Source organism: Chitinophaga sp. GbtcB8, from assembly GCF_019091455.1.
GTDB lineage: Bacteria > Bacteroidota > Bacteroidia > Chitinophagales > Chitinophagaceae > Chitinophaga.
In genome coordinates, this window is record NZ_JAGXJN010000008.1 from 164,538 (window position 1) to 189,998 (window position 25,461).

Here is a 25,461-nt window from a genome sequence, read left to right on the forward strand (position 1 = left end):
TTTGTTACCGTATTAAATACTGATTGCTTAGCCGGAGCACTATCCGTCGGCCAATGATCCAATAAAGATCGGGTTTTGTAAAAAAATATTGTTCACAATTTAAAACCAAATAATAACCATTTTTTTTCATCAAACCATTTTGCCTAGTAATGAAGACATATCTTTTATTGATTAGCCTACTCGCTGTAGCAGTGTATAGCTGTACCAACAAAGAAGCCATAGCCCCCGATAGCGGGCCGCATACCGTGGACTGTGATAGTAAGCAGATCCCAGCCGCGTACGTTTACGGAATTATCCAATCCAACTGTACCCGGTGTCACAGCGGAGCTACCGCACCTGCGGGAGCCGACTTTTCCACACTGGAAAAGTTCAGAAATTTTGTAAGTGGTAATGAAGCAACATTCCGGCTGCGCGTTACCAGCGCCCAGGCGAATATGCCACCCCGTGGCGCATTGGGAGCGGGAATGCGCGACTCCATTAACTGCTGGATATCGAAAGGAATGCCGGAATAAGAACAATGAACAATAGAACTGCCGGTCCGGTATTGCTACATCCTATTGGGTCATTGATCCCGGATCAGGTAGTTCGTATAAGTCTTTAATTAAAAATTGTATCAAGGTGAAACGACTTCTTTTTGCTATTGTTGTTCTCTTAGGAACAGTGAATGTTTACGCACAGGATATTTACTCCTGCCGCAATGCCAATCTATCTTTCTTTTCATCTGCTCCGATGGAAGACATTGAGGCCAAGACAGACAAAGGGGTATCTGCCATCAACGCCAAAACAGGCGCGGTGTATTTCAAGGTGCCGGTAAGCTCTTTCAAGTTCAGGAAAAAACTGATGGAGGAGCACTTTAATGAGAACTACCTGGAAACAGAAAAATATCCCTATGCAGAGTATAAGGGGAAATTTTCCAGCCCGGTAGACATCACTAAGGACGGCACTTACGATGTAACGGTGGAGGGTGTTCTATCCCTGCACGGTGTGGATAAAACCTATAAGGAAAAAGCCACCATCACCGTACAGAATGGTAAGGTCACTACCCTGTCTAAATTTAATGTCCGCCTGGAAGATCATAAGATCAAGATACCGACGCTGGTAATAAAGAACATTGCTGAAGTAGTAGAAGTAACGGTAAATGCAACCTATGCTGCATCCGGCAAATAGCCTGCAACGGTTACCGGCTCAATGGCTATATGTGCGTAATGGCCGTATAGCCATCGGCCGTAAAAAAAGTTTCCCTGGTATCTGAACAACCAATAATAACACCTAGTACAACCATCACAAATTATATTATGAGAATTTTACCGCTATTATTTGCCTGCTGTAGCTTAAGCATGGTATGCCGCGCACAGGACGACCTGAGCAAAATGTTCGAGGATTCTACTGGTCACAAACCGGTGATCGGTACTTTTAAATCTACCCGTATTATTATGGGCCATTCCAATGAAACGCTGAAGAAACATGAGCTGGATTTCAGGGTGGCGCACCGTTTCGGCGATGCCGGCGGCGAATTTGGCGGCGGTAAAACTGCTTTTGGACTGGATAACTCTACGGATATACGCATTGCGTTTGAATATGGTATTTCAGATGACCTGATGGTGGGCATCAGCCGTGCCAAAGGCTCCGGCGACCTGTCGCAGATCTTTGAAGGATTGGCTAAATACCGTTTGCTGAAACAAACTACGGATAACCATATCCCGGTATCAGTATCTCTGTTTGGTAATGTTACGGTAAGCACCATGACCTCTAACGATGCGCTGACCTCTGCCAGCCATTTTGATGAATTTACGGACCGTATGACCTACGTAGGCCAGGTGATCATTGCCCGGAAGTTTGCGGACCTGGTATCCCTTACCCTGTCGCCTACCTACATTCACCGCAACCGGGTGGGTTATATGGATATGAATGATATGTTTGCGCTGGGCGGCAGCGGCCGTATCAAGCTGTCTAAAAGACTGGCTTTCATTGCAGAATACTATTATCCCTTCCGCAACCAGGCCAGCAAGGATTATTACAAATCCCTGGGTGTGAAGTTCTATAACCCGCTGGGTGCGGGGCTGGAAATAGAAACCGGTGGTCACGTGTTTAGTGTTAACTTTACTAACTCAACGGCTATACTGGAAAACCAGTTCATTGGTGAAACCAAGTCATCCTGGCTACAGGGGCAGTTCCGTTGGGGTTTCAATATTTCACGGAGATTTTCGCTATTTGGTAAAAGGGATTGGAAAAAATAATTTGTCGTATTAAAGAGCGTTCCTGGCTGGCCGGGCGTGCTGCCCGTAAAATGGACAGCGCCCGGTTAGCTATGGTACTGGGCCGTACCATTCACCTGCATGGGGTGAACCGGCAGGCTTTTCTGGCAGATGTGGCCTGGCTGCGGCATGAGGTGTGCCATGTGCGGCAATTCCGCAGTTATGGTTTCTGGCGCTTTCTGTGGCTGTACCTGCTGGAGTACCGGCGCCGTGGCTATTATAATAACCGGTTTGAGGTGGAGGCCCGGCTGGCAGAAAAAGACGAGGGGATGTTAGCGGGAGTGGAGATTGAGTAGTTAGCCGTTAGCAGTTAGTGTAGGGCTATACGAAGTGAAAGGCGGTGTTTTTGTTGGCCCGGAGCGGACCTGCTATGAGTATGAGGCGCTTACAATTAGTAAGCGGCAACCCCTGCTACAGACTGTTAAAGCCCGGTTAAAGTCTGTTTAAATAGCATATAAATTTATTTCCTGCTGGATTAATTTTCCTTATTTTTACGTTAAAGGAACGGCTCTTATGGTAAAGAAGGTAACAGAAGGTATCACGATCAGTGTGGAGACATTCTACCAACCTGATTATTCCAACCCAGTTGGAAGTGAATACATGTTTGCTTACCGGATCACCATTGAGAACAATAACACCTTCCCCATCAAGCTCCTGCGCCGTCATTGGTACATCATTGATTCCAACGGTACCCACCGCGAGGTAGAAGGAGAGGGCGTAGTAGGCGTGCAGCCTTTACTGGCCCCCTCAGAAAGCTACCAATATGTATCCGGCTCCAACCTTCGCACAGAGATCGGCAAAATGTATGGAACTTATCAAATGGAAAATCAGCTCAACAAAAAACTGTTTGAGGTAAAGATCCCTGAGTTCCAGATGGTAGTACCGTTTAAGCTGAATTAATTACGAACGCTTAATGCTTAATGCCAAACGCTTAACGCTGATCGTGTTTTGCTTTGGGTATTATGTTTTATGTTTTGAGCGTTCAGCGTTAAGCATTCAGCGTTTAGCATTACCTCTTCGGTCTATACTTCGATTCACTAAACACTCCCATCAGGTCTTTATTTTCCATTAATTGCTGTAAGCTTACTTCAGGATGCCTTTCCATGTATTTACGTACGATCTGCCTTCCCACAAAGTAGCCGATACGGCCGGGGGAGCCTTCCGGCATGCCTTGCGTGGCAGGGCCGTCGCCCATAAAGTGCATAGCTTCCTGCCAGTCGGTTTTATATAACAGCTCGTTCTGAATAAAGTATTGCCAGATCATTTGCTCATTATCATTACACCATTTCAGCTGTTGTTTCGTGTAGCCCATACGTATAGTATCCGGTGTTTCCGGCAATACCTGTTCCAGGAAGTACTGCTGTTTGCCGGCTGCTACCAGCTGCTCTACCAGCTTGGCATTAGCGCCGGCTTGCGGGAACATGTTCTGCGTAATGGCCTGCATGCTGTTGGTGGTAATATATTCTTTGGAAAAACGGCGCACCATGTACTCCGGGTAATCGGGCAGGTTAGCATATATCGGGAAATCGCTGCCCATGTACATATCCAAACCCACACCCAGCAAAGTATCTACCGTTACGGCGCCATAGTTACCAATGGCGGAAATAAAGGTAACTACCTTTGGCACCTTAAATTGCGGAAAGTAATATTTCATGTACCGGAAGCCCTGTGCCAGGTCCTGCTCCAGCCAGTGCAGGTCCGGGAACTTGGTTTGCACGGCCTGCTGCAGGTAGCGGAAATCCTTATTGGTCAGCAACAGGCGCATTTGCTGTGGAATATGGCGGCTGCTGTCTGCAAAGGCGCCAAACCCCATAATATGCTGCACATAAGTGGGCAGGAACAGCGGGTAACGGCTGTACAGCTGCTGCAGGCCGGGCGCCACCTGGTTGGTGTCTATTTTTACAAGGTCCTCATCAAACCGGGCAATACTAACGGTTACCGGTATATGGCTTACATCCGGCGCCTTTTTGCGGGAGGAGCAGGCGGAGAACACTACCAGCAGCAACAGGGCCGGTCCGTATAAACACGAAGTTTTATTAATGTACCTTTGCATCGGTTTAAATTACGATTTTAGATTTACGATTTTAGATTTGCCCGGCGCTAAGCCCTTAATCTAAAATCATAAATCTATAATCTAAAATCCAAATATTATATGAAGCACAGCGTTTGGATCGTGTTATTATTGGTATTGGGCCTCAACAGCCAGGCACAGCGCAGGTTTTCCATGGAAAGGGTACGGCTGGGTTTTAAGCTGGACCCGGTTATATCCGTACTAAAACCGCAGGATGCGGGCACCAACCGTACCAGCAGCCGCCTGGGACTGAGCTACGGCCTGATGGTGGATTTTTTACTGAATGATGAAGGAAATTATGCTTTTGCTACCGGCCTGCAGATCAGCATGGGCGGCAGCACCCTTAAATACGACGCTGGCAAGGGCCTGGAACGTTTTAACGCCAACCCTGCGGAATACACGATGAAATTGCAGCACATTGAAATACCGGCTACCATTAAGCTGAAAACCACGGCTTACAACGGTATTGGTTTCTGGGGGCAGTTTGGTACCTACCTGGGTTTTCCCATCCGGGGCCGGGCCGATGTGATCAGCCTGGACCAGCGCTACGAAAAAGAAAATGTGCTGGGCTCCCTGACACCTATTAATGCCGGCATGTTATTGGGAGCAGGTATTGAATACCCGCTGGGAGAGCGGCTGGCTGCCGTGGCAGGACTTACCTTCCAGAACGGGTTTGTAGATGTAACACGCAATAGCAAGTGGGATGATGGTAAGGTGAATATGAACAGCTTTGCATTACGCTTAGGCATGTATTTTTAATTTTAGATGTTAGATCGTAAATCATATTTATGAAGATTGTACTGGCGCAGCAGAATTACCACATCGGTAATTTTGAGCTGAATACGGAAAAGATCATTAGCGGAATACAGGATGCCATTGCCCAGGAAGCAGACCTGGTGGTGTTTTCAGAGTTATGTGTATGTGGGTACCCGCCGCGTGATTTTTTGGAGTTTGAAGATTTCATTAACAAGTGTTACGCTGCTATAGATACTATTAAAGCCTATACAGACCGTATAGCCGTTATAGTAGGTGCACCCTGCCGTAATCCACAGCTGGAAGGGAAGGACCTTTTTAATGCAGCCTGGTTCCTGTATGAAGGGGAAGTAAAACAGGTGGTGCATAAAACGCTGCTGCCTACCTACGATGTGTTTGATGAATACCGCTATTTTGAGCCGGCCTATGAGTGGAATGTAATTCCCTTTAAAGGTAAAAAGCTGGCGGTTACCATTTGTGAAGATATCTGGAACCTGGGCGATAACCCGCTGTACCGCATTTGCCCCATGGACCAGCTCATACTGCAGCAGCCGGATGTAATGATCAATATTTCCGCAAGTCCTTTTGATTATGATCATGACCAGGACCGTAAAGAAATTATCCGCGCTAATGTGATGAAATATAAGCTGCCCATGCTGTATAGCTGTACCGTGGGATCACAAACAGAGATCGTGTTTGACGGCGGCTCCCTGGTGTTTGATGCGCAGGGTAATATTGTAAAAGAGCTGCCTTATTTCGAGGAAGCCGGCTACACCCTGGAGCTGGATGAGCTGCTGCAATCCACCAAACCCGCGCCGGTGGTAGCACACACGCCTGTTAAAGAATTGGTTTTTGATTATAATATAGACCGTATTTACCAGGCGCTGGTGCTGGGCATCCGCGATTATTTTGGCAAGATGGGTTTTACCAAAGCCATCCTGGGATCATCCGGCGGTATAGACAGCGCCGTTACCCTGGCCATTGCCTGCGAAGCCTTGGGCAAGGATAATGTACGGGCTATCCTGCTGCCATCGCCTTACTCTACCGAGCATTCTGTGGATGATGCGGTGGCGCTGTCAAAGAATTTAGACAATCCACATGATATCATCCGCATCAGCGATATTTACGAAAGCTTTTTAAACACGCTGGAACCGCATTTTAAGGGATTGCCCTTTAGTTTGGCGGAAGAAAATTTGCAGTCGCGCATAAGAGGTAATTTGCTGATGGCCCTTTCTAACAAATTCGGATATATTTTATTGAACACTTCCAATAAAAGTGAGCTGAGCACCGGTTACGGTACCTTGTACGGCGATATGGCCGGCGGCCTTTCTGTGCTGGGCGATGTATACAAAATGCAGGTGTATGCGCTGGCGCGGTATATTAACCGCGACCGGGAAATTATACCGGCCAATATTATTGACAAAGCCCCGTCGGCAGAGCTGCGGCCCAACCAGAAGGACAGTGACAGCCTGCCGGATTACAGCATCCTGGACCGCATCCTGTACCAGTACATTGAGCGGCGGCAGGGCCCCCGTGAAATTATTTCCCTGGGCTTTGATACCGCGCTGGTAGACCGTACGCTGAAGCTGGTGAACACCAATGAATACAAGCGTAACCAGTTCTGCCCTATTATCCGTGTATCGTCCAAGGCATTTGGCGTAGGCCGGAGAGTGCCGATCGTGGGAAAGTATTTGAGTTAGGTTTATTTATCTTTGACAAAATTTATACTGATATAAAATGTTACAGGTTCCGTTCATTCGTCAAAACAAGGAATTAGTATTAGAGCGGCTGGCCCTCAAACAGTTTAAGGAACTGGGTTTAATAGAGGAGGTGCTGGCGCTGGATGATAAGCGTAAACAATTAACCCTGGCCTATGATGAAACACAGGCCAAGATCAAGATCGCTTCAGACGAGATCGGAAAACTGATGAAGGGCGGGCAGAAAGAAGAAGCGGAACAACGGAAAGCTACGGTGGCTGATCTGAAACAGCAGCAGCAACCGCTTACGGAGCAGCTGAACGAAACTGAAAAGCTGCTGCATGATACGCTGATCAAGCTGCCTAATTTACCGGCTGCAAGCGTACCTCCCGGCAGAACGCCGGAAGAAAATGTGGAAGTACGCGCTGGTGGCGCTAAACCGGCCCTGGCTGCAGAAGCCGTACCCCATTGGGACCTTGCAAAAAAATACGACCTCATAGATTTTGAGCTGGGCAACAAGATCACCGGCAGCGGTTTTCCTGTATATAAAAATAAAGGCGCCCGTATGCAACGCGCGCTCATCCAATATTTCCTGGATTATAATACCAGCAAAGGGTATATGGAATATATGCCCCCGCACCTGGTAAATGCAGATAGCGCCTACGGTACCGGGCAGCTGCCTGATAAGGAAGGGCAAATGTATTTTGTAGGCGAAGACAAGCTGTACCTGATACCTACTGCTGAAGTACCGGTAACTAACATTTACCGCGATGAAATTTTAAAGGATAGCGACCTGCCCATAAAGATGACGGCCTATACCCCCTGTTTCCGCCGGGAAGCCGGTTCTTATGGTAAGGACGTACGGGGTTTGAACCGCGTGCACCAGTTTGATAAAGTGGAAGTGGTGCAGCTGGTACATCCTGAAAAGTCTTACGAGGTGCTGGAAGAAATGGTGGCGCATGTAGAGGGCCTTATACAGGCATTGCAGCTGCCCTACCGGGTCTTAAGGCTTTGTGGTGGCGATATGGGCTCTTCTCCTGACCTTACCTATGATTTTGAAGTGTACAGCGCCGCGCAGCAAAAGTGGCTGGAAGTAAGCTCTGTATCTAACTTTGAAGCTTACCAGGCTAACCGTATGAAAATACGTTTCAAAGACAGCGGCGGCAAACCGCAGCTGGTGCATACGCTCAACGGCAGCTCCCTGGCGCTTCCGCGTATACTGGCCTGTTTGCTGGAAAATAACCAGGCTGCAGACGGTATTCACATTCCGCCGGTATTACAACAATACTTTGGCGCAGAAAAGATCAGCTAACGCATAAGGTTATACTAAGGAAGGCGGTGTGCCAAATGTTTTTTTAAAAGCAAAGGAAAAATGGGAGAGATCTTCAATCCCTACTTCCATATACACATCCGATGGTTTTTTACCTTTTTCTTTAATCAGGTAATAAGCTTCCTTTAACCGTTTCTGCTGCAGCCAGCGGTTGGGAGATGTATGGAAGATCTTTACAAAATCCCTTTTAAAAGTGGCCAGGCTTCTGCCCGTGAGGTAGGCAAAACGTTTCATTTCCACATTAAAATTAAAGTGTTTGTTCATGTAGGCTTCCAGGTCTATTTTACCCGGCTCACTGAAATCAAACAGCAGGTTTTTTAACTGCGGGTTTATCCTTAGCAGGATGAGCAGCGCTTCCTTGGCTTTGAGCGTGGTGAGCATCTCTGTATTAGCAGCATCCGTATTCAGATAGGGCGCAATAGAGGCCATGTAGGTGCTGCTCAGCGCATCATGGGGCAGCTTAATAATGCCGGGGCCTTCGTAGAGGCTATCGGCTGTTATGTGATACTCCACGCTGAAATTGCGTAAAGTATCCTGGTTAAAGAAAATGCTGATGGACTTAAACTCCCCGCCACTGGCCGGCGGGCGTTTCATTACCTTGGTAAGCTGGTTCCTTTTAATAAGCAGGGTATCGCCTGCTTCGCATACCATGGGTGTGCCGGAGGTCCGGAAGGTCATGCTGCCGGCCAGGATATGCGTCATCACATGTTCTGCCACAAAGGATTCATTTTCGCGGGTCTGATGCGCGTAACAGGAATACATGATACGGGTTGATGAAGCCATCGTTATTACAATTGAACCTAAAGATAAATATTTTCCGCTTGTCGTGCTTTGTTGTACGGCTCAAATAGAGTTTGTTGAAAAGCTCATTTTCTCTTCTCCTCAGTACGCTTTTTTTTAATACTTTACAGGCATGCATCACTTTTTACCCAATGGGCAGGAGCTGTGGATACGGCCGGCCAAACCCGAAGATGCACCAGCGCTGCTGGACTGCTACCGTCAAACCACGAAGGAAACGGATTTCCTGTTGAACACACTTACAGAAGCGCAGGCCATGAACCTGGCATCAGAACGGAGCTTTATTCAATCTTTCGGGGATAACAGCCGGCACCTGCTGCTGCTGGCGGAAGTGGGCGGGCAGATCGTAGGATCTGTAACCGTAAAACAATCGTCTTTCCACAAACAACGGCATTTGGGTGAATTTGGGATTGCAGTGCAGCATGCTTACTGGAACCTGGGCATAGGCCGCCGTTTAATGACTGCTATGATGCGCTGGGCCGTTCAGCACCCGGAGATCATCATTATTCATTTTAATGTACTGGCCAATAATGAAAAGGCCATACAGCTATACCGCAACTTTGATTTTACAGAATACGGTCGGCAGCCACAGGCCATCTGGCAGCCGGATGGTACGTTTGTGGATCTGATCATGATGTGTAAAACGGTGAAATAAATGCAAACCTATACGGGGAAATATTACAATGCACAAACAGATAGCAGCGTGGATGCTGCTATTACATTAACGGCCAAACAAATTACCATTGAGATAAAAGATGCGCAGGGCGGGCTGCGCCAGATACACTGGTTCTGGGACCAGGTAAAACGCCCTGCAGCCAACACATTGGAGTACCCCGGTTATCCTTTGCAGCGCATTACAGTATCATCCCTCACCTTTGCGGATGCAGTGGCTTTTAACCTGCAGCACAAAAAAGGCCCGCGGGTTTTTGCCAACCGCGGACGTACCATTGTAGGTATTTCTTTTTTGGTGGTAGTGGGATTGATAGCGCTGGTGTACTTCTGGTTCATTCCTTTTGTGGCGGTGCGTATTGCCAACAACATCCCGGTGAGCTATGAAGAAAAGCTGGGGCAAAGCAGCTATGATGCGCTGATGCAGCAATACCATGAGGATACGGCAGCTACCCGGCTGGTAAATGAATTTTTTGATCAGCTGCATATACATTCCAATTATGCCGTACAGATCACGGTGGTGCAGCAAAAAGAAACCAATGCATTTGCGCTGCCGGGCGGCCATATTATTGTGTATGACCAGCTGCTGAAACAAATGAAACATTATGAGGAGCTGGCAGCCCTGCTTTCCCACGAATACTCGCATGTGGAGCTGAAACATACTACCAAAACCATCTTCCGCAGCATGGGCACTTATATGTTTATGTCGCTGATCTTTGGGGACATGAGCGGCGCCGGGGCTGTGGTAGTGGAAAATGCCAACAGCCTGAAAAGCCTGCAGTATTCCCGCCGCCTGGAAAAAGAAGCAGACCTGCACGGGCTGGAGCTGTTACAGGTCCGGCATATTGATGCGCGCGGATTCCAATGGCTGTTCAACACATTAAAGCAGGAAAGCGGGCTGCAGCCATCGGAATGGCTAAGCAGCCACCCTGACCTTGACAACCGTGTGCGCTACATTAATGAACATGCCCTGCCGGAACACGCGGTTACGGATAGCAGTTTGTATCGTATCTTTATAACCTTAAAACAGTGAGATGCAACGATATGACCGCCAGCTAAGGCTGGAAGGCTTTGGCGCAGAGAAGCAACAGTTGTTGGGAAAAGCCAGTGTGCTGGTAGTAGGGGCCGGTGGTTTGGGCGTACCTGTACTGCAATACCTAACGGCCATGGGTATAGGAAAACTGGGTATTGCAGAGCAGGATAATGTGTCCATCACCAACCTGCAGCGGCAGGTGATATACACCACGCAGGATGAAGGCAAACCCAAGCTGGAAACCGCTGTTAAGCGCTTACAGCAGCTGAATCCTGAAGTAACATTTGTACAACATCCTTCCTTTTTAACACCGGAGAATGCGTTAGCCATCATAACACCGTATGATGTAGTAGTGGATTGCACGGATAATTTTGGTACCCGCTACCTGGTGAATGATGCCTGTGTAATACTGCAAAAGCCGTTTATATACGGCGCCATTTACAAATATGAAGGGCAGGTGAGCGTATTCAATTACAAAGGCAGCGCTACGTACCGCTGCCTGTTCCCCGAAGCGCCGCAGGCCGGTGAAATGCTGAATTGCAGCGACATTGGCGTGCTGGGCGTGCTGCCCGGTATTATTGGCTGCTACCAGGCCAATGAAGCGGTAAAGGTGATCTGTGGTATTGGCGAGCCGCTGGCCAACCAGCTATTAACTATTGATACCTTGTATAATACCCATCATATTTTTGAGGTGAAACCCGTGCCGGGCAATCATGACATCAGCACCTTGCTGGATGATTATGAGCAGGGCGTATGCGCTACCGGTACGGTACAAAGCATGCAGGTGCAGGAGCTGCAGCAGTGGCTGGATGCCGGTACCCCGCTGCAATTGCTGGATGTGCGGGAACCTGATGAATGGGAGATCTGTCATATTCCGCAGGCACAGCTTATTCCTATGCGTACCGTGTTAAGAGCATTACCGCAGCTGCAGCCGCAGGTGCCGGTAGCAGTGCTTTGCCATCATGGCATGCGTAGCTTAATGGTGGCCAAACAGCTGGTGGAAGCCGGTTTTCAAACGGTGTATAACGTAGAAGGCGGAATACATGCGTGGGCGCAGGAGATAGATGAGGAGATGGGGGTTTATTGATGTGGGTAGAGGGGATTAGGGCTGTATTGATATTGTATGCAGGGATGTTAATAAGGGGTTAACTCATTAATTCTTCCAGATAACATATTATAGAGGTTGATTTTTTAACCCTGTAGGGGTTACCGGTTTTTGGTAATTATTATTACCATTTTTTGGTAATTCTTGGTTTTTTGTTAACTTTATCTGGGTATTACAATGGAAATTGTTTTTAAGAACCAGGAACTGGAAGATATTTTCAGGACCGGCAAAGAAACAGGCAAGCCCCGCTATGGACAAGCTATCGTAAAGGCATTTGTAAAAACAGTGATTATCTTAAAAAGGGCGCCTAATACCATGTTACTGACCAAATTGAGAAGCCTTCATTTTGAAGCATTAAAGCGTGGTCTCAAAGGGCATCATTCGGTAAGGGTAAACGATCAATACCGGCTTGTTTTTAAGGTGGTGAAAAAGGGATTAAAAGTGCGCATTATGGTAGAAACGATAGAAATATATTCTTTGGAAGATTATCATTAACGACATGCATAATATGTATAATGAAAATATAGTGTTGGGGAAGAACGGACAGCCTATCCATTCCAGGATAGCTATTCATCCTGGTGAGGTATTAAGAGATGAAATTGAAGCCCGTGGCTTAATAAAGAAGGAGTTTGCTGCCAAGATCGAATTACTACCACAGCATTTAAGCGAGCTGTTTGCCGGTAAACGGCATTTTACAGCTGTACTGGCAATTAAACTGGAAGAGGTACTGGATATTGATGCAGAGTTTTGGCTACAGCTACAAAATGAATATGATCTGACTATCGAAAGGAATAAAAAAATAGCGAAAGGCAAACCAGCAGCCAAGCGTTTACGCTAACAGCATTTAACCCCCTATCGTTGACATACTCGCCATCTTTTCATTGGCTTCTTCCGCTTCAAACCCATTTAAAAAACGATGATGAATAGCGTCCTGTATACGCTGCAGCAAAAAATCGTCCGGTGCGCCGCCACGTATAAGATCCCGCACATTAAGATCATCTTTCCCATACAGGCAGGTTTTTAAGCCGCCGGTAGGGGTAACCCGGATGCGGTTGCAGCTGCCGCAAAAAGTACGGCTGTAAGCAGGTATTACACCAATATGGCCCTGGTGGCCGGTTATATGATAGTTAAGGGCAGTAGTATGCGGTGCATCCGGCAGTTTTTGTAAGGGGTAAGTGCTGCGTAAGGTATCCAGTATATGCTCAAAGTTCCACTTAATGCCGGAAAATGCTTTGCCATGGCCGTTAAATGGCATTTCTTCAATAAAACGTACAGATACAGGATGGTCTTTGGTAAGCGAGGCAAAGTCCAGCAGCTCATCGGTATTTACCCCATCCATTACCACGGTATTTATTTTTACGCTCATGTTGTGCGCCAGCAGGGCTTGCAGGGTATCCATCACGGCGTTGAACTCATCGCGGTAGGTAATACGTTTAAACTTATCGCGCTGCAGGGTATCCAGGCTCAGGTTTATGTGACGGATGCCTAAGTCCAGCAGGGCGGGGATAAAAGAGCGGGTAAGCACGCCATTGGTAGTAATGGATACCCGGTCTATGCCAGGCATTTGCACCAGCTGTTCCAGCAGGTGCAGCAGGTCTTTCCGCAAAAAAGGCTCGCCGCCGGTAATACGTACTTTGTTGATGCCCTGGCCGGACAGCAGCTGCATGAGGCGCAGGATCTCATCGTAGGAAAGCAGCTCTTTCCTTTGCAGGAACTGCATGTGTTCCGGCATACAATAGCTGCAGCGCAGGTTGCAACGGTCAGTAACAGCCAGCCTAACGTAATTAATTACCCGGTTATGTGTATCCGTAAGCATGTTTAACAATTGTGCGCTGCCAGTGGATTATCAAAGGCCTGGCTATCATCCTCATCACGGGTGGTAAGGCATTTAAAATCCTTTTCCACCACTATCTTTAATATAGAACCGTCCGGGTTGGCAATCTCCTGGTCAATACCCACCTGCTCCGTTTGTATCCATTGCTGCACCTGCGCCAGTGGCAGGGAAAGGTGCACGGCCTGTGCTTCCAGCTTGATCCTGGCTTCCGGGCTGTCTTTTGCTTTTATACAAAAGTGCAGGGCCCCGGCGCCGATCCTGGTTTCCTCTTCTACCTTACCGGTTTGCTCCAGGGCGGCGATGTCCTGTTTATCCAGCCGGTACCGGATGCTGTTACCCCTGATCCTTATCTTCATAAATTCAATATTGGAACTATCCAAAATTAACACTTTATGCAGGGTATATTGTAGTTTTAAAGCAATAATTTGCAAGTAGGCTGGGATGCTGGTATTAAACAGCGCCTGGCCATTGAAGTGAAAGGCATGAAAATTTTATTATTTGGTATAGCAAAGGATATTGCAGGCGCGCCGGTTATACAGGTAGATGCGCCGGTAGCAAAGGTAGCGGCGCTTAAAGAGCACCTGTACCAGCAGTACCCGCGGCTGCGGGAGCTGAAGTCCTGCATGATAGCGGTGAACAAGGTATATGCAACGGATGATGCAGCCCTGCAACCCGGTGATGAAATAGCAGTGATACCCCCTGTAAGCGGAGGATGATATATGGATGTTTGGATTGATATAAAAGAAAATATCACAGTGCAGGAAGCCCTGGACTTTGTACAATCGCCGGATTCCGGCGGGGTGGCGGTGTTTGTGGGTAATGTGCGTAATGAAACCAAAGGCAAACCGGTACGCCAGCTCTTTTTTGAATGTTATGCCCCGATGGCCCTGCTGGAGCTGGAAAAAATTGCAGCGCATACCCGTGCTGCAATGGGCATTAAGAAGATCGCCATTTTACATGTAAGCGGCAATAAATTACCGGGTGATACGGTGGTGGTGATTGCGGCTGCGGCGCCTCACCGGGCAGCAGCTTTTGAAGCCTGCCAGTATGCTATTGATACTTTAAAAGACACCGTGCCTATCTGGAAAAAAGAATATTTTGAAGATGGAGAGGTTTGGGTAGCGGCACACCCGTGAGAATTTGCAGATGTGCAAAAATATGCATATGTGCAGATGGATGGGCTTTATATTAAGTATTTGCACATCTGCATATTAGATAATTCTTTTTAACGCTTCCTCCATCTCCCCGGGGGTATTGGCATTAAACTGCTCTACTGCATAGGGATTTTCCAACACTTGTATATCTGTTTGTAACAAGGCTTTGCGGGGACATTGTTTTCCATTAGCTACGCTTTCCTGTAAAACCTGCAGGCCGCGGGGCTCCCAGATGGCGATCACCGGTTCCGGTAAATGATTCACCGGGCTGTTAAAGGCCGTGGCTGCTTTTTGCGGATCGCGCATGGTGGCCAGGTGATCCAGGCTTTGCTGGCTGATAAGGGGCAGATCGCAGGCCAGCACCAGCCAGGCCGTATCAGGGAAAGCAGCGTACGCGCTGAGCAAACCTGCTGCCGGGCCGCCTATGGTAACACTGTCTGTGATCAGCGGCGCAGCGCCTGCAAAGATCTCCTGCTGATCCGGGCGGCAGGAAATATATACTTCCGGCACCACCTTGCTTAATAAGCTGTGCAGGTATAACCATTGCGGCATACCATGGTAAGCGATCCGGCTTTTATCCTGCTGCATGCGGGTGCTGTACCCGCCGCATAATATCAATCCTTTTAAAGCAACTGCCATTATATTTGTTTTACTCCACTACTACATCCTGTTTACCACCTGTTTTACTGATCAACCTGGTTTGCCGGATGATCATCTCATGCGTAAAGGCCTTACACATATCATACACCGTGAGCGCCGCTACAGTGGCGCCGGTGAGCGCTTCCATCTCCACCCCTGTTTTGCCGGTGGTTTTAACGGTGCAGCGGATCACGGCTTCTTCATTTACCAGCTGAATATCCACGCTGCAATTATCCAGCAGCAGGGTATGGCATAAAGGTATCAGCTCCGGCGTTTTTTTTGCACCCATAATACCTGCAATGATGGCGGTCTGGAACACAGCGCCCTTGCGGGTATTAATGTCGCCGCCATTAAATTCCTTACGGATAATTTCCGGCAGATATACCCGGCTCTCGGCAATGGCTACACGAATAGTGCTGCTTTTGTCACTGATGTCTACCATGGCCGGCCTGTTTTGCTCATCCAGGTGCGAGAAAGAGGAAGTGCTTGATGTATTAGACATAAAAGAATAAATTTACAAAACGGCTAATTCTTCACCCAAAGTTACTACAATGCTGTTAGATGTATCTACTGCTTATGCAGCTGTTATGAATACAGTGCGCGATTTTGGTACAGAGCAGCTGTCTTTTACGGCAGCTACCGGCAGGGTATTGCGGGAGCCGGTGCTGGCCGACAGGCCGTTCCCGCCCTTTGACCGTGCTACTATGGACGGTATTGCCATCAACTTTGCAGAAAGTTATGGCAAAGGGCAAACTATTTTTGGGGTAGAGGATATTCAGGCCGCCGGTGTGCCGCGTAAACAGCTGAGCAACATGGCTAACTGCCTGGAGGTAATGACCGGTGCCGTAATACCGGAGCTTACGGATACTGTGGTACCGTATGAGCACCTGCAGGCATCGGAGCATGAAGGTTTTAAACGTTTTGCCATTACCCAGCCGGTACAAAAAAATCAGAATATCCACTGGGAAGGTGCGGATGGCGCAGCCGGCAAAACCCTTATAAAACCCGGCGCCCGCATTACCCCTGCGGAAGCAGGCGTGCTGGCTACAGTAGGCAAATATGAGGTGAGTGTAGGCCGTCTGCCCCGTGTGGCAGTGATCGCTACGGGTGATGAGCTGGTGGAGGTAACCGCTACCCCGGCCCCGCACCAGATCCGCATGTCCAACGTATACAGCCTGGCAGCTTCCCTGCAGGGGCTGGGCATTACAGCCACTATTCATCATGTGGTTGATCATAAACCTGCTATACAGCAATTATTTGAATCCCTGCGGAATGTGGATGTATGGATCTGCTCCGGCGCAGTATCAGCCGGTAAGTATGATCATTTGCCGGTAATACTGGAAGAAATGGGTATGCAGCGCATTTTTCATAAAGTGGGGCAGCGCCCCGGCAAACCCTTCCTGTTCGGGCTTTTTAAGGATGGGCCGGTAGTGTTTGCATTACCCGGTAACCCGGTTTCAGGATTTATGTGTTATTACAGGTACGTGCAACCCTGGCTGCTGGCTTGTATGGGGTACCAGGTACCGCCTGCGCCCTATGCGGTATTAGGGCAGGATGTAACGTTTAATAAACCGCTTACCTACTTTTTACCGGTACAGCTGTTACCGCAATCCACTGGTGAGTTAAAAGCTATCCCGCACAATTATAATAACTCCGGTGATCTGCCCGCTTTATTAACTGCAGATGCTTTTATGGAGCTGCCTGCTACGCAGGATCATTTTAAGGCAGGGGAATGTTTTCCCGTTTGGCGGTTCAGGTAATTGCCTTGACTATTCATTCTCAGGACCGTATCTTGTTAAAGCAATAACATCTCATCAGCTAATAATAAAGACCCATAGCTAAACCGGTTTAAACTTAACATTAGACCCATTAAACCCTGTTTAGAATTTATTGTCTTACCTGGAAACCTATTTTGCGTATGCCCCCGGTATCCGAAAAACTACAGCTACAACACCTGGCCTGGCGCGCCGGCTTTGGAGAACCGCTACCCGTTATTACAAAGTGGACGGATAAACGCCGTAAAGAGATCGTGAATAAAATACTGATCGGTAAAAAAGATACACTGGATGCTGTAGCTGTGATCAGCGGATCTGAGCTGCCGGATTACCGGAAAGTAAAGGACATGAACGAGGAGCAGCGCAAACAAATGCGGCAAATGAACCGGCAGGGCGTAAAGGACCTTAACATAGCCTGGACACATGTTATGATAAATAGCGAGCATCCGCTGCGCGAAAAAATGTCGTTGTTCTGGCATGGGCATTTTGCCTGCCGCACACAGAACGTGCTGTATAACCAGCAGCTGTTACAGGTAATAAGAGAAAATGCACTGGGTAATTTTGGAGAGCTGTTAAGCGCAGTGTCTAAAACACCTGCCATGTTAAGCTTCCTGAATAACCAGCAGAACCGTAAACAACATCCCAACGAAAATTTTGCCCGCGAAGTAATGGAGCTTTTTACCATGGGCCGCGGTAATTATACGGAAAAAGATATTAAGGAAGCTGCCAGGGCCTTTACCGGCTGGGGTTTTGATGGCAGCGGCCAGTTTGTATTCCGGGAACGTATACACGACGATGGTGAAAAAGAGGTGCTGGGCAAACGCGGCAACTTTAACGGCGATGATATGCTGAAGATATTGCTGGATAACAAACAAACCGCACATTACATCACTGCAAAGATCTACCGCTTTTTTGTAAATGAAACAACAGTGGATGATGCCAAAGTAGCTATGCTGGCCGATAAATTCTACCATTCCGGTTACGATATTAAATCCCTGATGCGGGAAATATTTATGGCCGACTGGTTTTATAATGAACAGCATATTGGCAACCGCATAAAATCACCGGTGGAGCTGCTGGTAGGCTTGCGCCGCAGCATTCCCATGCAGTTTGAAAAAGAAGAGGTGATGTTATTATTCCAGGGTATACTGGGGCAGCAATTATTTTACCCGCCTAATGTAGCAGGCTGGCCGGGCGGTCGTAGCTGGATAGACAGCTCCAGCCTGATGTTCCGGCTGCGTATGCCGCAGGTGATCCTGTACTCGCAGGAGCTAAGAACACAGCCAAAAGATATTACACCGGAAATGGGCGAAGGGCAGAACTACAAAATGACACTGGAATTAAATGACTCCCTGCGCAAGCTGTATGCACGCCGCGTAAATGCAACCATTAACTGGGACGCATATGTGCAGGAGCATAAAGATATTCCACGTGAGCGGCTGGCCGATGAAATTGCCGGCGCCCTGCTGGTGAAGAACAGCGGCGCCAGCAAACCCTTGCTGGATAAATATGCCGATAGCAGCACTCGCGAAAACTACATTAAAACCGTGACCATCGATGTGATGAGCACACCGGAATACCAGCTTTGCTGATCTTGGATCATAAATAATTTAGTACATGTTAATATTAAACCGTCGTCGTTTTTTACAGGTAGGTTCACTGGCTTCGGCCGCTACATTGATGCCCAAATTCCTGAAAGCATTTGAAAAAGGACAGTTGGTGCCGCCCGGTAATAAGGTGCTGGTAGTGATACAGCTCTCCGGCGGTAATGATGGTTTGAATACGGTGATCCCTTACCGGAATGATATATACTATAAAATGCGGCCTGCCCTGGGTATTAAACGGGAAGCGGCATTATCATTAAATGATGATTGGGGCCTGCACCCTTCCTTTACCGGTTTAAAATCTTTGTATGATGATGGCTCCATGGGCATTCTGAATAGCGTAGGTTATCCCAATCCTGACCGCAGCCATTTCCGCTCTATGGACATCTGGCATACCGGTAGTGAATCAAAAGATTTCTGGAACACCGGCTGGATAGGCCGCTACCTGGATGCGCAATGCAAAGGTTGTGATAAACCTACACAGGCGCTGGAAATAGATGATACGCTTAGCCTGGCCATGAAAGGAGAAAGCGCCAAAGGCCTGGCCTTTACAGACCCTAACCGCTTGTACAACACCAGCAATGGCAGCTATTTCAAAGACCTGCTGAATGCACATAACGCACATGATGAGGAGCATAACAATGTAGATTACCTGTACAAAACCATGGCGGAAACCATTTCTTCCGCTACCTACATACAACAGCAGTTTAAAACGTATAAGTCAAAGGAAACCTACCCTAACACAGCTTTGGGCCGTGATATGAAAGTGATCTCAGAGCTGATCATGTCTGATATTAATACCAAAGTATATTATGTATCACATGGCAGCTTTGATACGCATGTTGGGCAGCAAAAGCAGCAGGAAAGGTTATTCCAGCAGCTGGATGAAGCAGTATCTGTATTTGTGCAGGACCTGAAAAAGAACAACCGTTTCCAGGATGTAATGGTAATGACCTTCTCAGAGTTTGGCCGCCGGGTAGGACAAAATGCCAGCGGGGGTACAGATCATGGTACGGCTAACAATATGTTCCTGATAGGCGGAGGCCTGCAAAAGAAAGGTATGTTAAATGAAGGCGCTGACCTTACGGATCTGCAGGATGGCGATCTGAAATACAAAGTAGATTTTAAAAGCGTGTATGCCACCCTGTTAAATAAATGGCTCTCTGCCGACGATAAGGCCATTCTGCAGCAGCAGTATGGCTACCTGGATTTTATATAAGCTGTTTATCGCGTTTATACTCACTGGGCGTTTGGCCGGTAATGGTTTTGAAGATGCGGGAAAAATAAGAAAGGGTTTCAAAGCCGGTAGCAGCGGCTATCTCCGCCAAAGACTGATTGGTGTTTGCCAGCAAAAAGCGGGCACGCTCTACGCGCGTAAGCTGTATGTATGTGAGCGGGCGCTCGCCGGTATTTTCATGGAACAATCTTGAAAAATAATCGGGGTTTTGATTGGCCCGCTTAGCCAAATGCGATACTGTTAATGGTTTGTGCAGGTTGGTTTGGATATAGTTAATGGCATCGGAAATTTTTGAGTGGATGGCTTCTTCAGTAGCCTGGAAACAATCCGGCGTAAGAAAGCGCGACAGCAGCTGCAGTATAATACCCTGCGTTTCCACATACGCTGCAATAGGCACATAATTATTCAGCTCCCGGAAGCTTTGCAGCACGGGATATTTCTCATACACCTTAGGATCATTGGACCGTTTTAGCCCCCGGTCAGGATGCAGCTCCAGTATGCGTTTAAAATGCTGCAGGTCGGCAGTGGTAGCAGGCACCTTTAATATGCGCCGGTTGGAGGAGAACAGCGAAGTGCCATCCGTAGAATCTTCCATAATAGAAAGATAGTACTGGCTTAAATACTCCGCGCAATAATAGTTGCAGGTAGTAAAGCTAGGCACCATGTACATAAAGCCCTTTTCCAGCGGGCAGGTGCTGCCCGGGTTGTACAGGATGCCGCTGCCGCCGTCAATCAGGTAAATACGGTAAAAAGTGCTGGTCACGTTCTTGTAATTCCAGTCTTTATTCAGTTGTACATAATCGACATTCAGCAGGGAAAAAGTTGCCTTTAGAACCGTCTTCTTCATAAGCTGGTGGGTGATCCTGGCTGAAATTAGGCATAAAAGTCGGGTTTGTGCTAAAAGCTGTGGTATTTGTATAAATATTTAACCGCAAGGACCGCTAACTTTAGCTTACTGAGTTAAACGTTATGACAGCACTACGGTTTCCACGTCTATTATCCTTAATAATATTCATCTGTGGCTTTTACGCCTGCTCACCGGATCTGCCGGATGATGTAGCTGCGGTGTATAAAGAGCTGCCGGCAAAGCTGGATTACAACCGGGATGTAAAACCGGTGTTGTCTGATAAATGTTTTGCCTGCCATGGACCGGACAAAGCCAAGCAGAAAGCAGGTTTGCGCCTGGATCTTGCAGATGCGGCCTATGCCGATCTGCCGGAGAGCCCGGGCAAGGTGGCTATTGATCCAGGGAATTTAGAGAACAGCGAAATGTTTCACCGCATTATTTCCAATGATCCGGATTACATGATGCCCGAACCTAACTCCCACCTGAAGCTGAGCGCGCGGGACAAAGCCATTCTTATTAAGTGGATCAAAAATGGGGCGGTGTATAAACCGCACTGGGCTTTTGTAAAACCTGAAAAAGCGCCCGTACCTGAAGTGAAACATAAAGATTGGGTAACGCATAACCCTATTGATAATTTTATACAAGAGCGTTTACAACAAGAGAAACTGCAGCCTTCCAGAGAAGCAGAAAAGGAAATGCTGCTGCGCCGTGTATCACTGGACCTTACGGGCCTGCCGCCTACATTGCAGGAGATAGATAATTTCTTAAAAGACAGCTCGCCCAACGCCTATGAAAAACAGGTAGACCGTTTGCTGGCATCCCCGCACTATGGCGAAAAGATGGCGGTGGACTGGCTGGATGTGGCCCGCTTTGCAGACTCGCATGGGTATACGGTGGACCGGTTAAGGGATATGTCGCCCTACCGCGACTGGGTGATCAGCGCATTCAATAAAAATCTGCACTACGATACTTTCATTCAATGGCAGCTGGCCGGCGACCTGATGCCGCACCCTACCAAAGAAATGCTGATAGCTACCGCCTTTAACCGCAACCATCCGCAGAATATGGAAGGCGGTATTATTGAGGAAGAGTTCCAGGCAGAATATGTAGTGGACCGTACCAATACCTTTGGACAGGCTTTCCTGGCGGTTTCCGTGGGTTGCGCCAAATGCCATGATCATAAATTTGACCCGGTATCACAGAAGAATTATTATGAGCTGTTCAGCTTTTTTAATAATGTGAAAGAGGCCGGACAAATTTCTTATGACGATGCATTGCCTACTCCTACGTTGATGCTGCCCGGTAAAGAAAAGGAGCAGGTGTTACAGTTCCTGCAAAAGAACGTTGCCCGACAGGAGCAGCAATTAACACAGGAAAAAAATAATGCGCAGCCTGAATTTGAAAAATGGCTGGCAAAAGACGGTTATAAAAAGCTGGCGCATGAAAAAGTACCGCAGGCAGGCCTGCAGGGTGAATATACTTTGGATAATGCCTCCTTTAAAAACCTGGTGAATGCAAAGCAGGCCGGCGCCATGAAGCGGGAAACCGGCCAGGCTGGGGACGCGCCGGTATTTGAGCAGCACGGTAATGGTAAAGCCATTGTATTAAATGGCGATACTTACCTGGACCTGGGCCCCAATGGGGTGTTCCGCAGATCAGAGCCTTTTAGTATAGGCGTTTGGGTGAATATACCCAAAGACCTGAAGGAAGGCGTTATTTTTCATAAAAGCATGGCGGAGCGCCTGTTTAACTTCCGCGGATATCATTTATACCTGCGGGATAATAAGCTGGAAATAAACATGGCGCACACTGCGCCTTCCAATGCCATTACCAGGGTGTCCAGAACCATCGTTCCAAAAGATCAATGGATCCAGCTTACGCTTACCTACGATGGATCTTCCAAAGCAAACGGCTTTAAGTTATACCTGGATGGTAATGAAATGGCCATGGAAACAACCATGGATCAGCTGACCAAAGACATTTTATTTAAAGGGAAGGGTAAGCAGCCGGGATTGCAGATCGGTGGCTGGTGGCGGGGTTTAGGTTTTAAAAATGGGAAGGTTGATGAGGTGTTGGTGTATAACCGGGTGTTAACGCCTTATGAAATAAAAGTAGTGGCGCAAAAAGCTGACTGGAAGGATGTGGCAGACAAACCCCGTGCACAGCTGGCAGCTGCGCAGCTGGATGTTTTGCGGGCATATTACCTTTCTGCAGTATACCCGGCTACTATTAAAGCTACACAGGCGTTGCAGCAAATGCGTACCATGCTGGCCGATTCTACGGAAGATGTGCCGGAGCTCATGGTAATGCAGGAGATGCCCAAACCCAAACAGGCGCATATTTTATTAAGAGGCAACTATGATATGCCGGGCGATAAAGTATATCCCAACACGCCGGCCGCTATACTGCCCTTTGCAAAGAATTTGCCTAAGAACCGCTACGGGCTGGCGCAATGGCTTACTGATCCCAATAACCCGCTTACAGCAAGGGTAGAGGTGAACCGCTTATGGCAAAACTTTTTTGGCACCGGCATAGTGAAAACAACAGATGATTTTGGTAACCAGGGCGAGATGCCCAGCCATCCGGAATTGCTGGACTGGCTGGCCATTAGCTTCCGCGATTCCGGCTGGGATATTAAAAAGCTGAATAAGCTCATTGTAATGTCGGCCACTTACCGGCAGGATTCCCGTGTAAGCAAGGAAGTACGTGATAAAGATCCGGAGAACCGCTTGTTATCGCACGGCCCGGCCTACCGCATGTCCGCAGAAATGATCCGCGACAATGCACTCTTAGCAAGTGGCTTGCTGAACACCGCCATAGGCGGTAAAAGTATAAAACCGTATCAGCCGCCGGGTTTATGGGAAATTAATAATACTACCTATACCGCAGATACCGGAACGGCCGTATACCGCAGAAGCATATACGTAGTTATAAAACGTTCTGTGCCTAATCCCACGCTGGCTACGTTTGATGCTACCTCCCGCAGCTATTGCGTATCCCGGCGGCAGCCTACCAACACGCCGCTGCAGGCATTGGTAACGCTGAACGATCCTACATTTATTGAAGCCTCCACGGTATTAGGCGCGCAAATGTATACTGCGGGCAACGACCGTAAAGCAATTATTGATACCTACAGAAAGCTTACCGGGCGCCAGCCGCAGCCGCAGGAAGTGGAGCTGCTAACCACATTAAGAGCAACAGAACAACAGAAATTCAGCACCCATCCTGAAAAGGCAAAGGGCTGGCTGCACAGCGGGCAATATGTGGTAGATAAAAAGCTGGATACTGCCTGGGTGGCTGCCAATGCGGTAGTAGCCAACACTATTTTAAATTCGGATGCATCGCTTACAAAAAGATAAATTGTTATGTCACACCATCACGACGACGATATATTTAAACTGCACACACCGGACTTTGACCAGCTGAATAAAAAGCTGGACCGGCGTACTTTTTTAACCAAAACCTCCCTGGGCCTGGGTGCATTGGCTATGGGGTCATTACTGGGGAAAGAGCTGTTTGGCAGCACGCCCAAAGCCGCTGCAGGCGCCAGCGGACTGGAGGCGGATATACTAAAAGCCCTGCCGCATTTTGCTCCCAAAGCCAAACGCGTGGTGTACCTGTTTATGAGCGGCGGCCCTTCCCAGTTTGAAACATTTGATTACAAACCAGGCTTGGAAAAACTGATGGGGCAAAACCTCCCGGCCTCTGTTCGCCAGGGCCAACGCCTGACGGGTATGAGCGCCAACCAAAGCGCTTTGCCTATAGCGCCTTCTATCTTTAAATTCAACCAGCACGGGGAAACCCGCACCTGGGTAAGTGAGCTGCTGCCGCATACTGCCGCTGTGGTAGATGATCTGTGTATTGTAAAATCACTTTATTCAGAAGCTATCAATCATGATCCGGCCATTACTTTTTTCCAGACCGGTAACCAGCTGCCGGGGCGGCCTTCCATTGGCTCCTGGGTAAGTTATGGATTAGGATCAGACAATAATAACCTGCCCACTTTTATTGTGCTGGTATCTAAGAACGGGCAAAAGGATCAGCCATTGTATGCACGTTTGTGGGGCAATGGTTTTCTGCCATCCAAACACCAGGGCGTACAGTTCCGCGCCGGTAAAGACCCGGTGTTATTCCTGAATGATCCTGACGGGTATGATGGCAAAGACCGTAAAGAAATGCTGGAATACCTTACTAAGCTGAACCAGCTGCAGAACAGCGCCTATGGCGATCCGGAAGTAGAGGCCCGCATATCGCAATACGAAATGGCATACCGCATGCAAACTGCTGTGCCGGAAGTAATGGACATGAAAAATGAGCCGGATGAAATATTTGACATGTATGGCCCTGATAGCCGCGACCCTGGTACCTATGCAGCCAACTGCATCTTAGCGCGCAAGCTGCTGGAAAAAGATGTGAAGTTTGTACAGCTGTATCATCAGGGCTGGGACCAGCATGGCAACCTGCCTGCTGCCATTACCACACAATGTAAAGCCACAGACCAGGCAACAGCCGCATTAATTAAGGACCTGAAAAGAAGGGGCCTGCTGGAAGATACGCTGGTGGTATGGGGCGGCGAATTTGGCCGTACGGTATATTCACAGGGTAAGCTCACTGCTACAGATTATGGACGCGATCATCACCCGCGCTGCCTTACCATGTG

At 48.1% G+C, this 25,461-nt stretch carries 27 protein-coding genes; 20 read left to right on the forward strand and 7 right to left on the reverse strand.

The annotated features are described in order from the left end of the window. Positions 1 to 149: 149 nt before the first annotated feature. The 5 genes from KVT36_RS10575 to apaG all read left to right on the forward strand — a co-directional run bounded on the left by KVT36_RS10575 (position 150) and on the right by apaG (position 3,155). A complete protein-coding gene (locus tag KVT36_RS10575; RefSeq protein ID WP_217603459.1) occupies positions 150 to 512 on the forward strand; it encodes a hypothetical protein in 363 nt (120 codons plus the stop codon). 106 nt (positions 513 to 618) lie between these two features. Then, a complete protein-coding gene (locus KVT36_RS10580; RefSeq protein ID WP_368670016.1) occupies positions 619 to 1,167 on the forward strand; it encodes a YceI family protein in 549 nt (182 codons plus the stop codon). Between the two features lie 128 nt (positions 1,168 to 1,295). After that, positions 1,296 to 2,237 (forward strand): DUF5777 family beta-barrel protein, encoded by a 942-nt coding sequence (locus KVT36_RS10585; protein WP_217603460.1) that lies wholly within the window; start codon positions 1,296 to 1,298, stop codon positions 2,235 to 2,237. Further along, complete coding sequence (locus KVT36_RS10590; protein ID WP_217603461.1) at positions 2,225 to 2,551, forward strand: DUF4157 domain-containing protein; 327 nt, start codon at positions 2,225 to 2,227, stop codon at positions 2,549 to 2,551. Before KVT36_RS10585 ends, KVT36_RS10590 begins: the two co-directional genes overlap by 13 nt. Before the next feature lie 217 nt (positions 2,552 to 2,768). Next, positions 2,769 to 3,155, forward strand: coding sequence for a Co2+/Mg2+ efflux protein ApaG (gene apaG / locus KVT36_RS10595; RefSeq protein WP_089906493.1), 387 nt, complete (start codon positions 2,769 to 2,771; stop codon positions 3,153 to 3,155). A gap of 109 nt (positions 3,156 to 3,264) precedes the next feature. Here the strand turns inward: apaG and KVT36_RS10600 are convergent, their stop codons facing one another. After that, positions 3,265 to 4,308: a hypothetical protein gene (locus tag KVT36_RS10600; protein ID WP_217603462.1), complete on the reverse strand. Its 1,044-nt coding sequence runs from the start codon at positions 4,306 to 4,308 to the stop codon at positions 3,265 to 3,267. A gap of 99 nt (positions 4,309 to 4,407) precedes the next feature. On the opposite strand from KVT36_RS10600, the gene KVT36_RS10605 reads away from it, so the two are divergent. The 3 genes from KVT36_RS10605 to serS are packed head-to-tail and all read left to right on the forward strand — an operon-like array spanning position 4,408 to position 8,088. Further along, entirely contained in the window at positions 4,408 to 5,085 is a 678-nt protein-coding gene (locus tag KVT36_RS10605; protein WP_217603463.1) for a porin family protein, read from the forward strand. Positions 5,086 to 5,114: 29 nt separating this feature from the next. Further along, positions 5,115 to 6,779 (forward strand): NAD+ synthase, encoded by a 1,665-nt coding sequence (locus KVT36_RS10610; RefSeq protein WP_217603464.1) that lies wholly within the window; start codon positions 5,115 to 5,117, stop codon positions 6,777 to 6,779. A 37-nt stretch (positions 6,780 to 6,816) separates the two neighbouring features. Beyond that, positions 6,817 to 8,088, forward strand: coding sequence for a serine--tRNA ligase (gene serS / locus KVT36_RS10615; RefSeq protein ID WP_217603465.1), 1,272 nt, complete (start codon positions 6,817 to 6,819; stop codon positions 8,086 to 8,088). Positions 8,089 to 8,097: 9 nt separating this feature from the next. Here the strand turns inward: serS and KVT36_RS10620 are convergent, their stop codons facing one another. Next, on the reverse strand, positions 8,098 to 8,889 hold the full coding sequence (locus KVT36_RS10620; protein WP_217603466.1) for an AraC family transcriptional regulator: 792 nt from the start codon (positions 8,887 to 8,889) through the stop codon (positions 8,098 to 8,100). Between the two features lie 130 nt (positions 8,890 to 9,019). Here KVT36_RS10620 and KVT36_RS10625 point away from each other — a divergent pair, with 130 nt between their 5' ends. From KVT36_RS10625 to KVT36_RS10645, 5 genes are all read left to right on the forward strand, one after another. Beyond that, a complete protein-coding gene (locus tag KVT36_RS10625) occupies positions 9,020 to 9,559 on the forward strand; it encodes a GNAT family N-acetyltransferase (protein WP_217603467.1) in 540 nt (179 codons plus the stop codon). Then, a complete protein-coding gene (locus tag KVT36_RS10630) occupies positions 9,560 to 10,606 on the forward strand; it encodes a M48 family metallopeptidase (protein WP_217603468.1) in 1,047 nt (348 codons plus the stop codon). It abuts the gene before it with no gap. Position 10,607: 1 nt separating this feature from the next. After that, entirely contained in the window at positions 10,608 to 11,693 is a 1,086-nt protein-coding gene (locus KVT36_RS10635; RefSeq protein ID WP_217603469.1) for a HesA/MoeB/ThiF family protein, read from the forward strand. A gap of 195 nt (positions 11,694 to 11,888) precedes the next feature. Continuing rightward, complete coding sequence (locus KVT36_RS10640) at positions 11,889 to 12,206, forward strand: type II toxin-antitoxin system RelE/ParE family toxin (RefSeq protein ID WP_217603470.1); 318 nt, start codon at positions 11,889 to 11,891, stop codon at positions 12,204 to 12,206. A 4-nt stretch (positions 12,207 to 12,210) separates the two neighbouring features. After that, positions 12,211 to 12,549 carry a HigA family addiction module antitoxin gene (locus KVT36_RS10645; protein ID WP_217603471.1) on the forward strand — a complete coding sequence of 113 codons (339 nt, stop codon included), beginning with the start codon at positions 12,211 to 12,213 and terminating at the stop codon, positions 12,547 to 12,549. 6 nt (positions 12,550 to 12,555) lie between these two features. Here the strand turns inward: KVT36_RS10645 and moaA are convergent, their stop codons facing one another. Both moaA and KVT36_RS10655 read right to left on the reverse strand, forming a co-directional pair. After that, positions 12,556 to 13,527 (reverse strand): GTP 3',8-cyclase MoaA, encoded by a 972-nt coding sequence (gene moaA, locus KVT36_RS10650; RefSeq protein WP_217603472.1) that lies wholly within the window; start codon positions 13,525 to 13,527, stop codon positions 12,556 to 12,558. Between the two features lie 2 nt (positions 13,528 to 13,529). Continuing rightward, entirely contained in the window at positions 13,530 to 13,901 is a 372-nt protein-coding gene (locus KVT36_RS10655; protein ID WP_089906482.1) for a hypothetical protein, read from the reverse strand. Positions 13,902 to 13,970: 69 nt separating this feature from the next. On the opposite strand from KVT36_RS10655, the gene moaD reads away from it, so the two are divergent. After that, complete coding sequence (moaD, locus tag KVT36_RS10660; RefSeq protein WP_254639945.1) at positions 13,971 to 14,261, forward strand: molybdopterin converting factor subunit 1; 291 nt, start codon at positions 13,971 to 13,973, stop codon at positions 14,259 to 14,261. 3 nt (positions 14,262 to 14,264) lie between these two features. Then, complete coding sequence (locus tag KVT36_RS10665; protein ID WP_217603473.1) at positions 14,265 to 14,681, forward strand: molybdenum cofactor biosynthesis protein MoaE; 417 nt, start codon at positions 14,265 to 14,267, stop codon at positions 14,679 to 14,681. 75 nt (positions 14,682 to 14,756) lie between these two features. Here KVT36_RS10665 and KVT36_RS10670 read toward each other — a convergent pair whose 3' ends face one another. Beyond that, positions 14,757 to 15,338 (reverse strand): NTP transferase domain-containing protein, encoded by a 582-nt coding sequence (locus KVT36_RS10670; RefSeq protein ID WP_217603474.1) that lies wholly within the window; start codon positions 15,336 to 15,338, stop codon positions 14,757 to 14,759. Positions 15,339 to 15,348: 10 nt separating this feature from the next. Next, a complete protein-coding gene (gene moaC, locus KVT36_RS10675; protein WP_089906478.1) occupies positions 15,349 to 15,840 on the reverse strand; it encodes a cyclic pyranopterin monophosphate synthase MoaC in 492 nt (163 codons plus the stop codon). 49 nt (positions 15,841 to 15,889) lie between these two features. Between moaC and KVT36_RS10680 the strand changes: the two genes are divergently transcribed. From KVT36_RS10680 to KVT36_RS10690, 3 genes are all read left to right on the forward strand, one after another. Further along, a complete protein-coding gene (locus KVT36_RS10680; RefSeq protein ID WP_217603475.1) occupies positions 15,890 to 17,098 on the forward strand; it encodes a molybdopterin molybdotransferase MoeA in 1,209 nt (402 codons plus the stop codon). Between the two features lie 158 nt (positions 17,099 to 17,256). Further along, positions 17,257 to 18,705: a DUF1800 family protein gene (locus KVT36_RS10685; protein WP_217603476.1), complete on the forward strand. Its 1,449-nt coding sequence runs from the start codon at positions 17,257 to 17,259 to the stop codon at positions 18,703 to 18,705. 25 nt (positions 18,706 to 18,730) lie between these two features. Further along, a complete protein-coding gene (locus KVT36_RS10690) occupies positions 18,731 to 19,936 on the forward strand; it encodes a DUF1501 domain-containing protein (protein WP_217603477.1) in 1,206 nt (401 codons plus the stop codon). Here the strand turns inward: KVT36_RS10690 and KVT36_RS10695 are convergent. Then, on the reverse strand, positions 19,929 to 20,801 hold the full coding sequence (locus KVT36_RS10695; RefSeq protein WP_217603478.1) for an AraC family transcriptional regulator: 873 nt from the start codon (positions 20,799 to 20,801) through the stop codon (positions 19,929 to 19,931). The two genes, KVT36_RS10690 and KVT36_RS10695, sit on opposite strands and share 8 nt — an antisense overlap. A gap of 122 nt (positions 20,802 to 20,923) precedes the next feature. Here KVT36_RS10695 and KVT36_RS10700 point away from each other — a divergent pair, with 122 nt between their 5' ends. Together KVT36_RS10700 and KVT36_RS10705 are read left to right on the forward strand one after the other, a co-directional pair. Next, entirely contained in the window at positions 20,924 to 24,160 is a 3,237-nt protein-coding gene (locus KVT36_RS10700) for a DUF1553 domain-containing protein (protein WP_217603479.1), read from the forward strand. Positions 24,161 to 24,166: 6 nt separating this feature from the next. Then, positions 24,167 to 25,461, forward strand: a 1,295-nt coding sequence (locus tag KVT36_RS10705) for a DUF1501 domain-containing protein (protein ID WP_217603480.1), incomplete at its 3' end; no start/stop codon positions are given.

Bases quoted from the DNA above. Each gene is read 5' to 3' on its own strand.
- KVT36_RS10575 (WP_217603459.1), top strand. From the start codon at position 150: ATGAAGACATATCTTTTATTGATTAGCCTACTCGCTGTAGCAGTGTAT.
- KVT36_RS10585 (WP_217603460.1), top strand. From the start codon at position 1,296: ATGAGAATTTTACCGCTATTATTTGCCTGCTGTAGCTTAAGCATGGTA.
- apaG (WP_089906493.1), top strand. From the start codon at position 2,769: ATGGTAAAGAAGGTAACAGAAGGTATCACGATCAGTGTGGAGACATTC.
- KVT36_RS10600 (WP_217603462.1), bottom strand. From the start codon at position 4,308: ATGCAAAGGTACATTAATAAAACTTCGTGTTTATACGGACCGGCCCTG.
- KVT36_RS10605 (WP_217603463.1), top strand. From the start codon at position 4,408: ATGAAGCACAGCGTTTGGATCGTGTTATTATTGGTATTGGGCCTCAAC.
- KVT36_RS10610 (WP_217603464.1), top strand. From the start codon at position 5,115: ATGAAGATTGTACTGGCGCAGCAGAATTACCACATCGGTAATTTTGAG.
- serS (WP_217603465.1), top strand. From the start codon at position 6,817: ATGTTACAGGTTCCGTTCATTCGTCAAAACAAGGAATTAGTATTAGAG.
- KVT36_RS10620 (WP_217603466.1), bottom strand. From the start codon at position 8,889: ATGGCTTCATCAACCCGTATCATGTATTCCTGTTACGCGCATCAGACC.
- KVT36_RS10625 (WP_217603467.1), top strand. From the start codon at position 9,020: ATGCATCACTTTTTACCCAATGGGCAGGAGCTGTGGATACGGCCGGCC.
- KVT36_RS10630 (WP_217603468.1), top strand. From the start codon at position 9,560: ATGCAAACCTATACGGGGAAATATTACAATGCACAAACAGATAGCAGC.
- KVT36_RS10635 (WP_217603469.1), top strand. From the start codon at position 10,608: ATGCAACGATATGACCGCCAGCTAAGGCTGGAAGGCTTTGGCGCAGAG.
- KVT36_RS10640 (WP_217603470.1), top strand. From the start codon at position 11,889: ATGGAAATTGTTTTTAAGAACCAGGAACTGGAAGATATTTTCAGGACC.
- KVT36_RS10645 (WP_217603471.1), top strand. From the start codon at position 12,211: ATGCATAATATGTATAATGAAAATATAGTGTTGGGGAAGAACGGACAG.
- moaA (WP_217603472.1), bottom strand. From the start codon at position 13,527: ATGCTTACGGATACACATAACCGGGTAATTAATTACGTTAGGCTGGCT.
- KVT36_RS10655 (WP_089906482.1), bottom strand. From the start codon at position 13,901: ATGAAGATAAGGATCAGGGGTAACAGCATCCGGTACCGGCTGGATAAA.
- KVT36_RS10665 (WP_217603473.1), top strand. From the start codon at position 14,265: ATGGATGTTTGGATTGATATAAAAGAAAATATCACAGTGCAGGAAGCC.
- KVT36_RS10670 (WP_217603474.1), bottom strand. From the start codon at position 15,338: ATGGCAGTTGCTTTAAAAGGATTGATATTATGCGGCGGGTACAGCACC.
- moaC (WP_089906478.1), bottom strand. From the start codon at position 15,840: ATGTCTAATACATCAAGCACTTCCTCTTTCTCGCACCTGGATGAGCAA.
- KVT36_RS10680 (WP_217603475.1), top strand. From the start codon at position 15,890: ATGCTGTTAGATGTATCTACTGCTTATGCAGCTGTTATGAATACAGTG.
- KVT36_RS10685 (WP_217603476.1), top strand. From the start codon at position 17,257: ATGCCCCCGGTATCCGAAAAACTACAGCTACAACACCTGGCCTGGCGC.
- KVT36_RS10690 (WP_217603477.1), top strand. From the start codon at position 18,731: ATGTTAATATTAAACCGTCGTCGTTTTTTACAGGTAGGTTCACTGGCT.
- KVT36_RS10695 (WP_217603478.1), bottom strand. From the start codon at position 20,801: ATGAAGAAGACGGTTCTAAAGGCAACTTTTTCCCTGCTGAATGTCGAT.
- KVT36_RS10700 (WP_217603479.1), top strand. From the start codon at position 20,924: ATGACAGCACTACGGTTTCCACGTCTATTATCCTTAATAATATTCATC.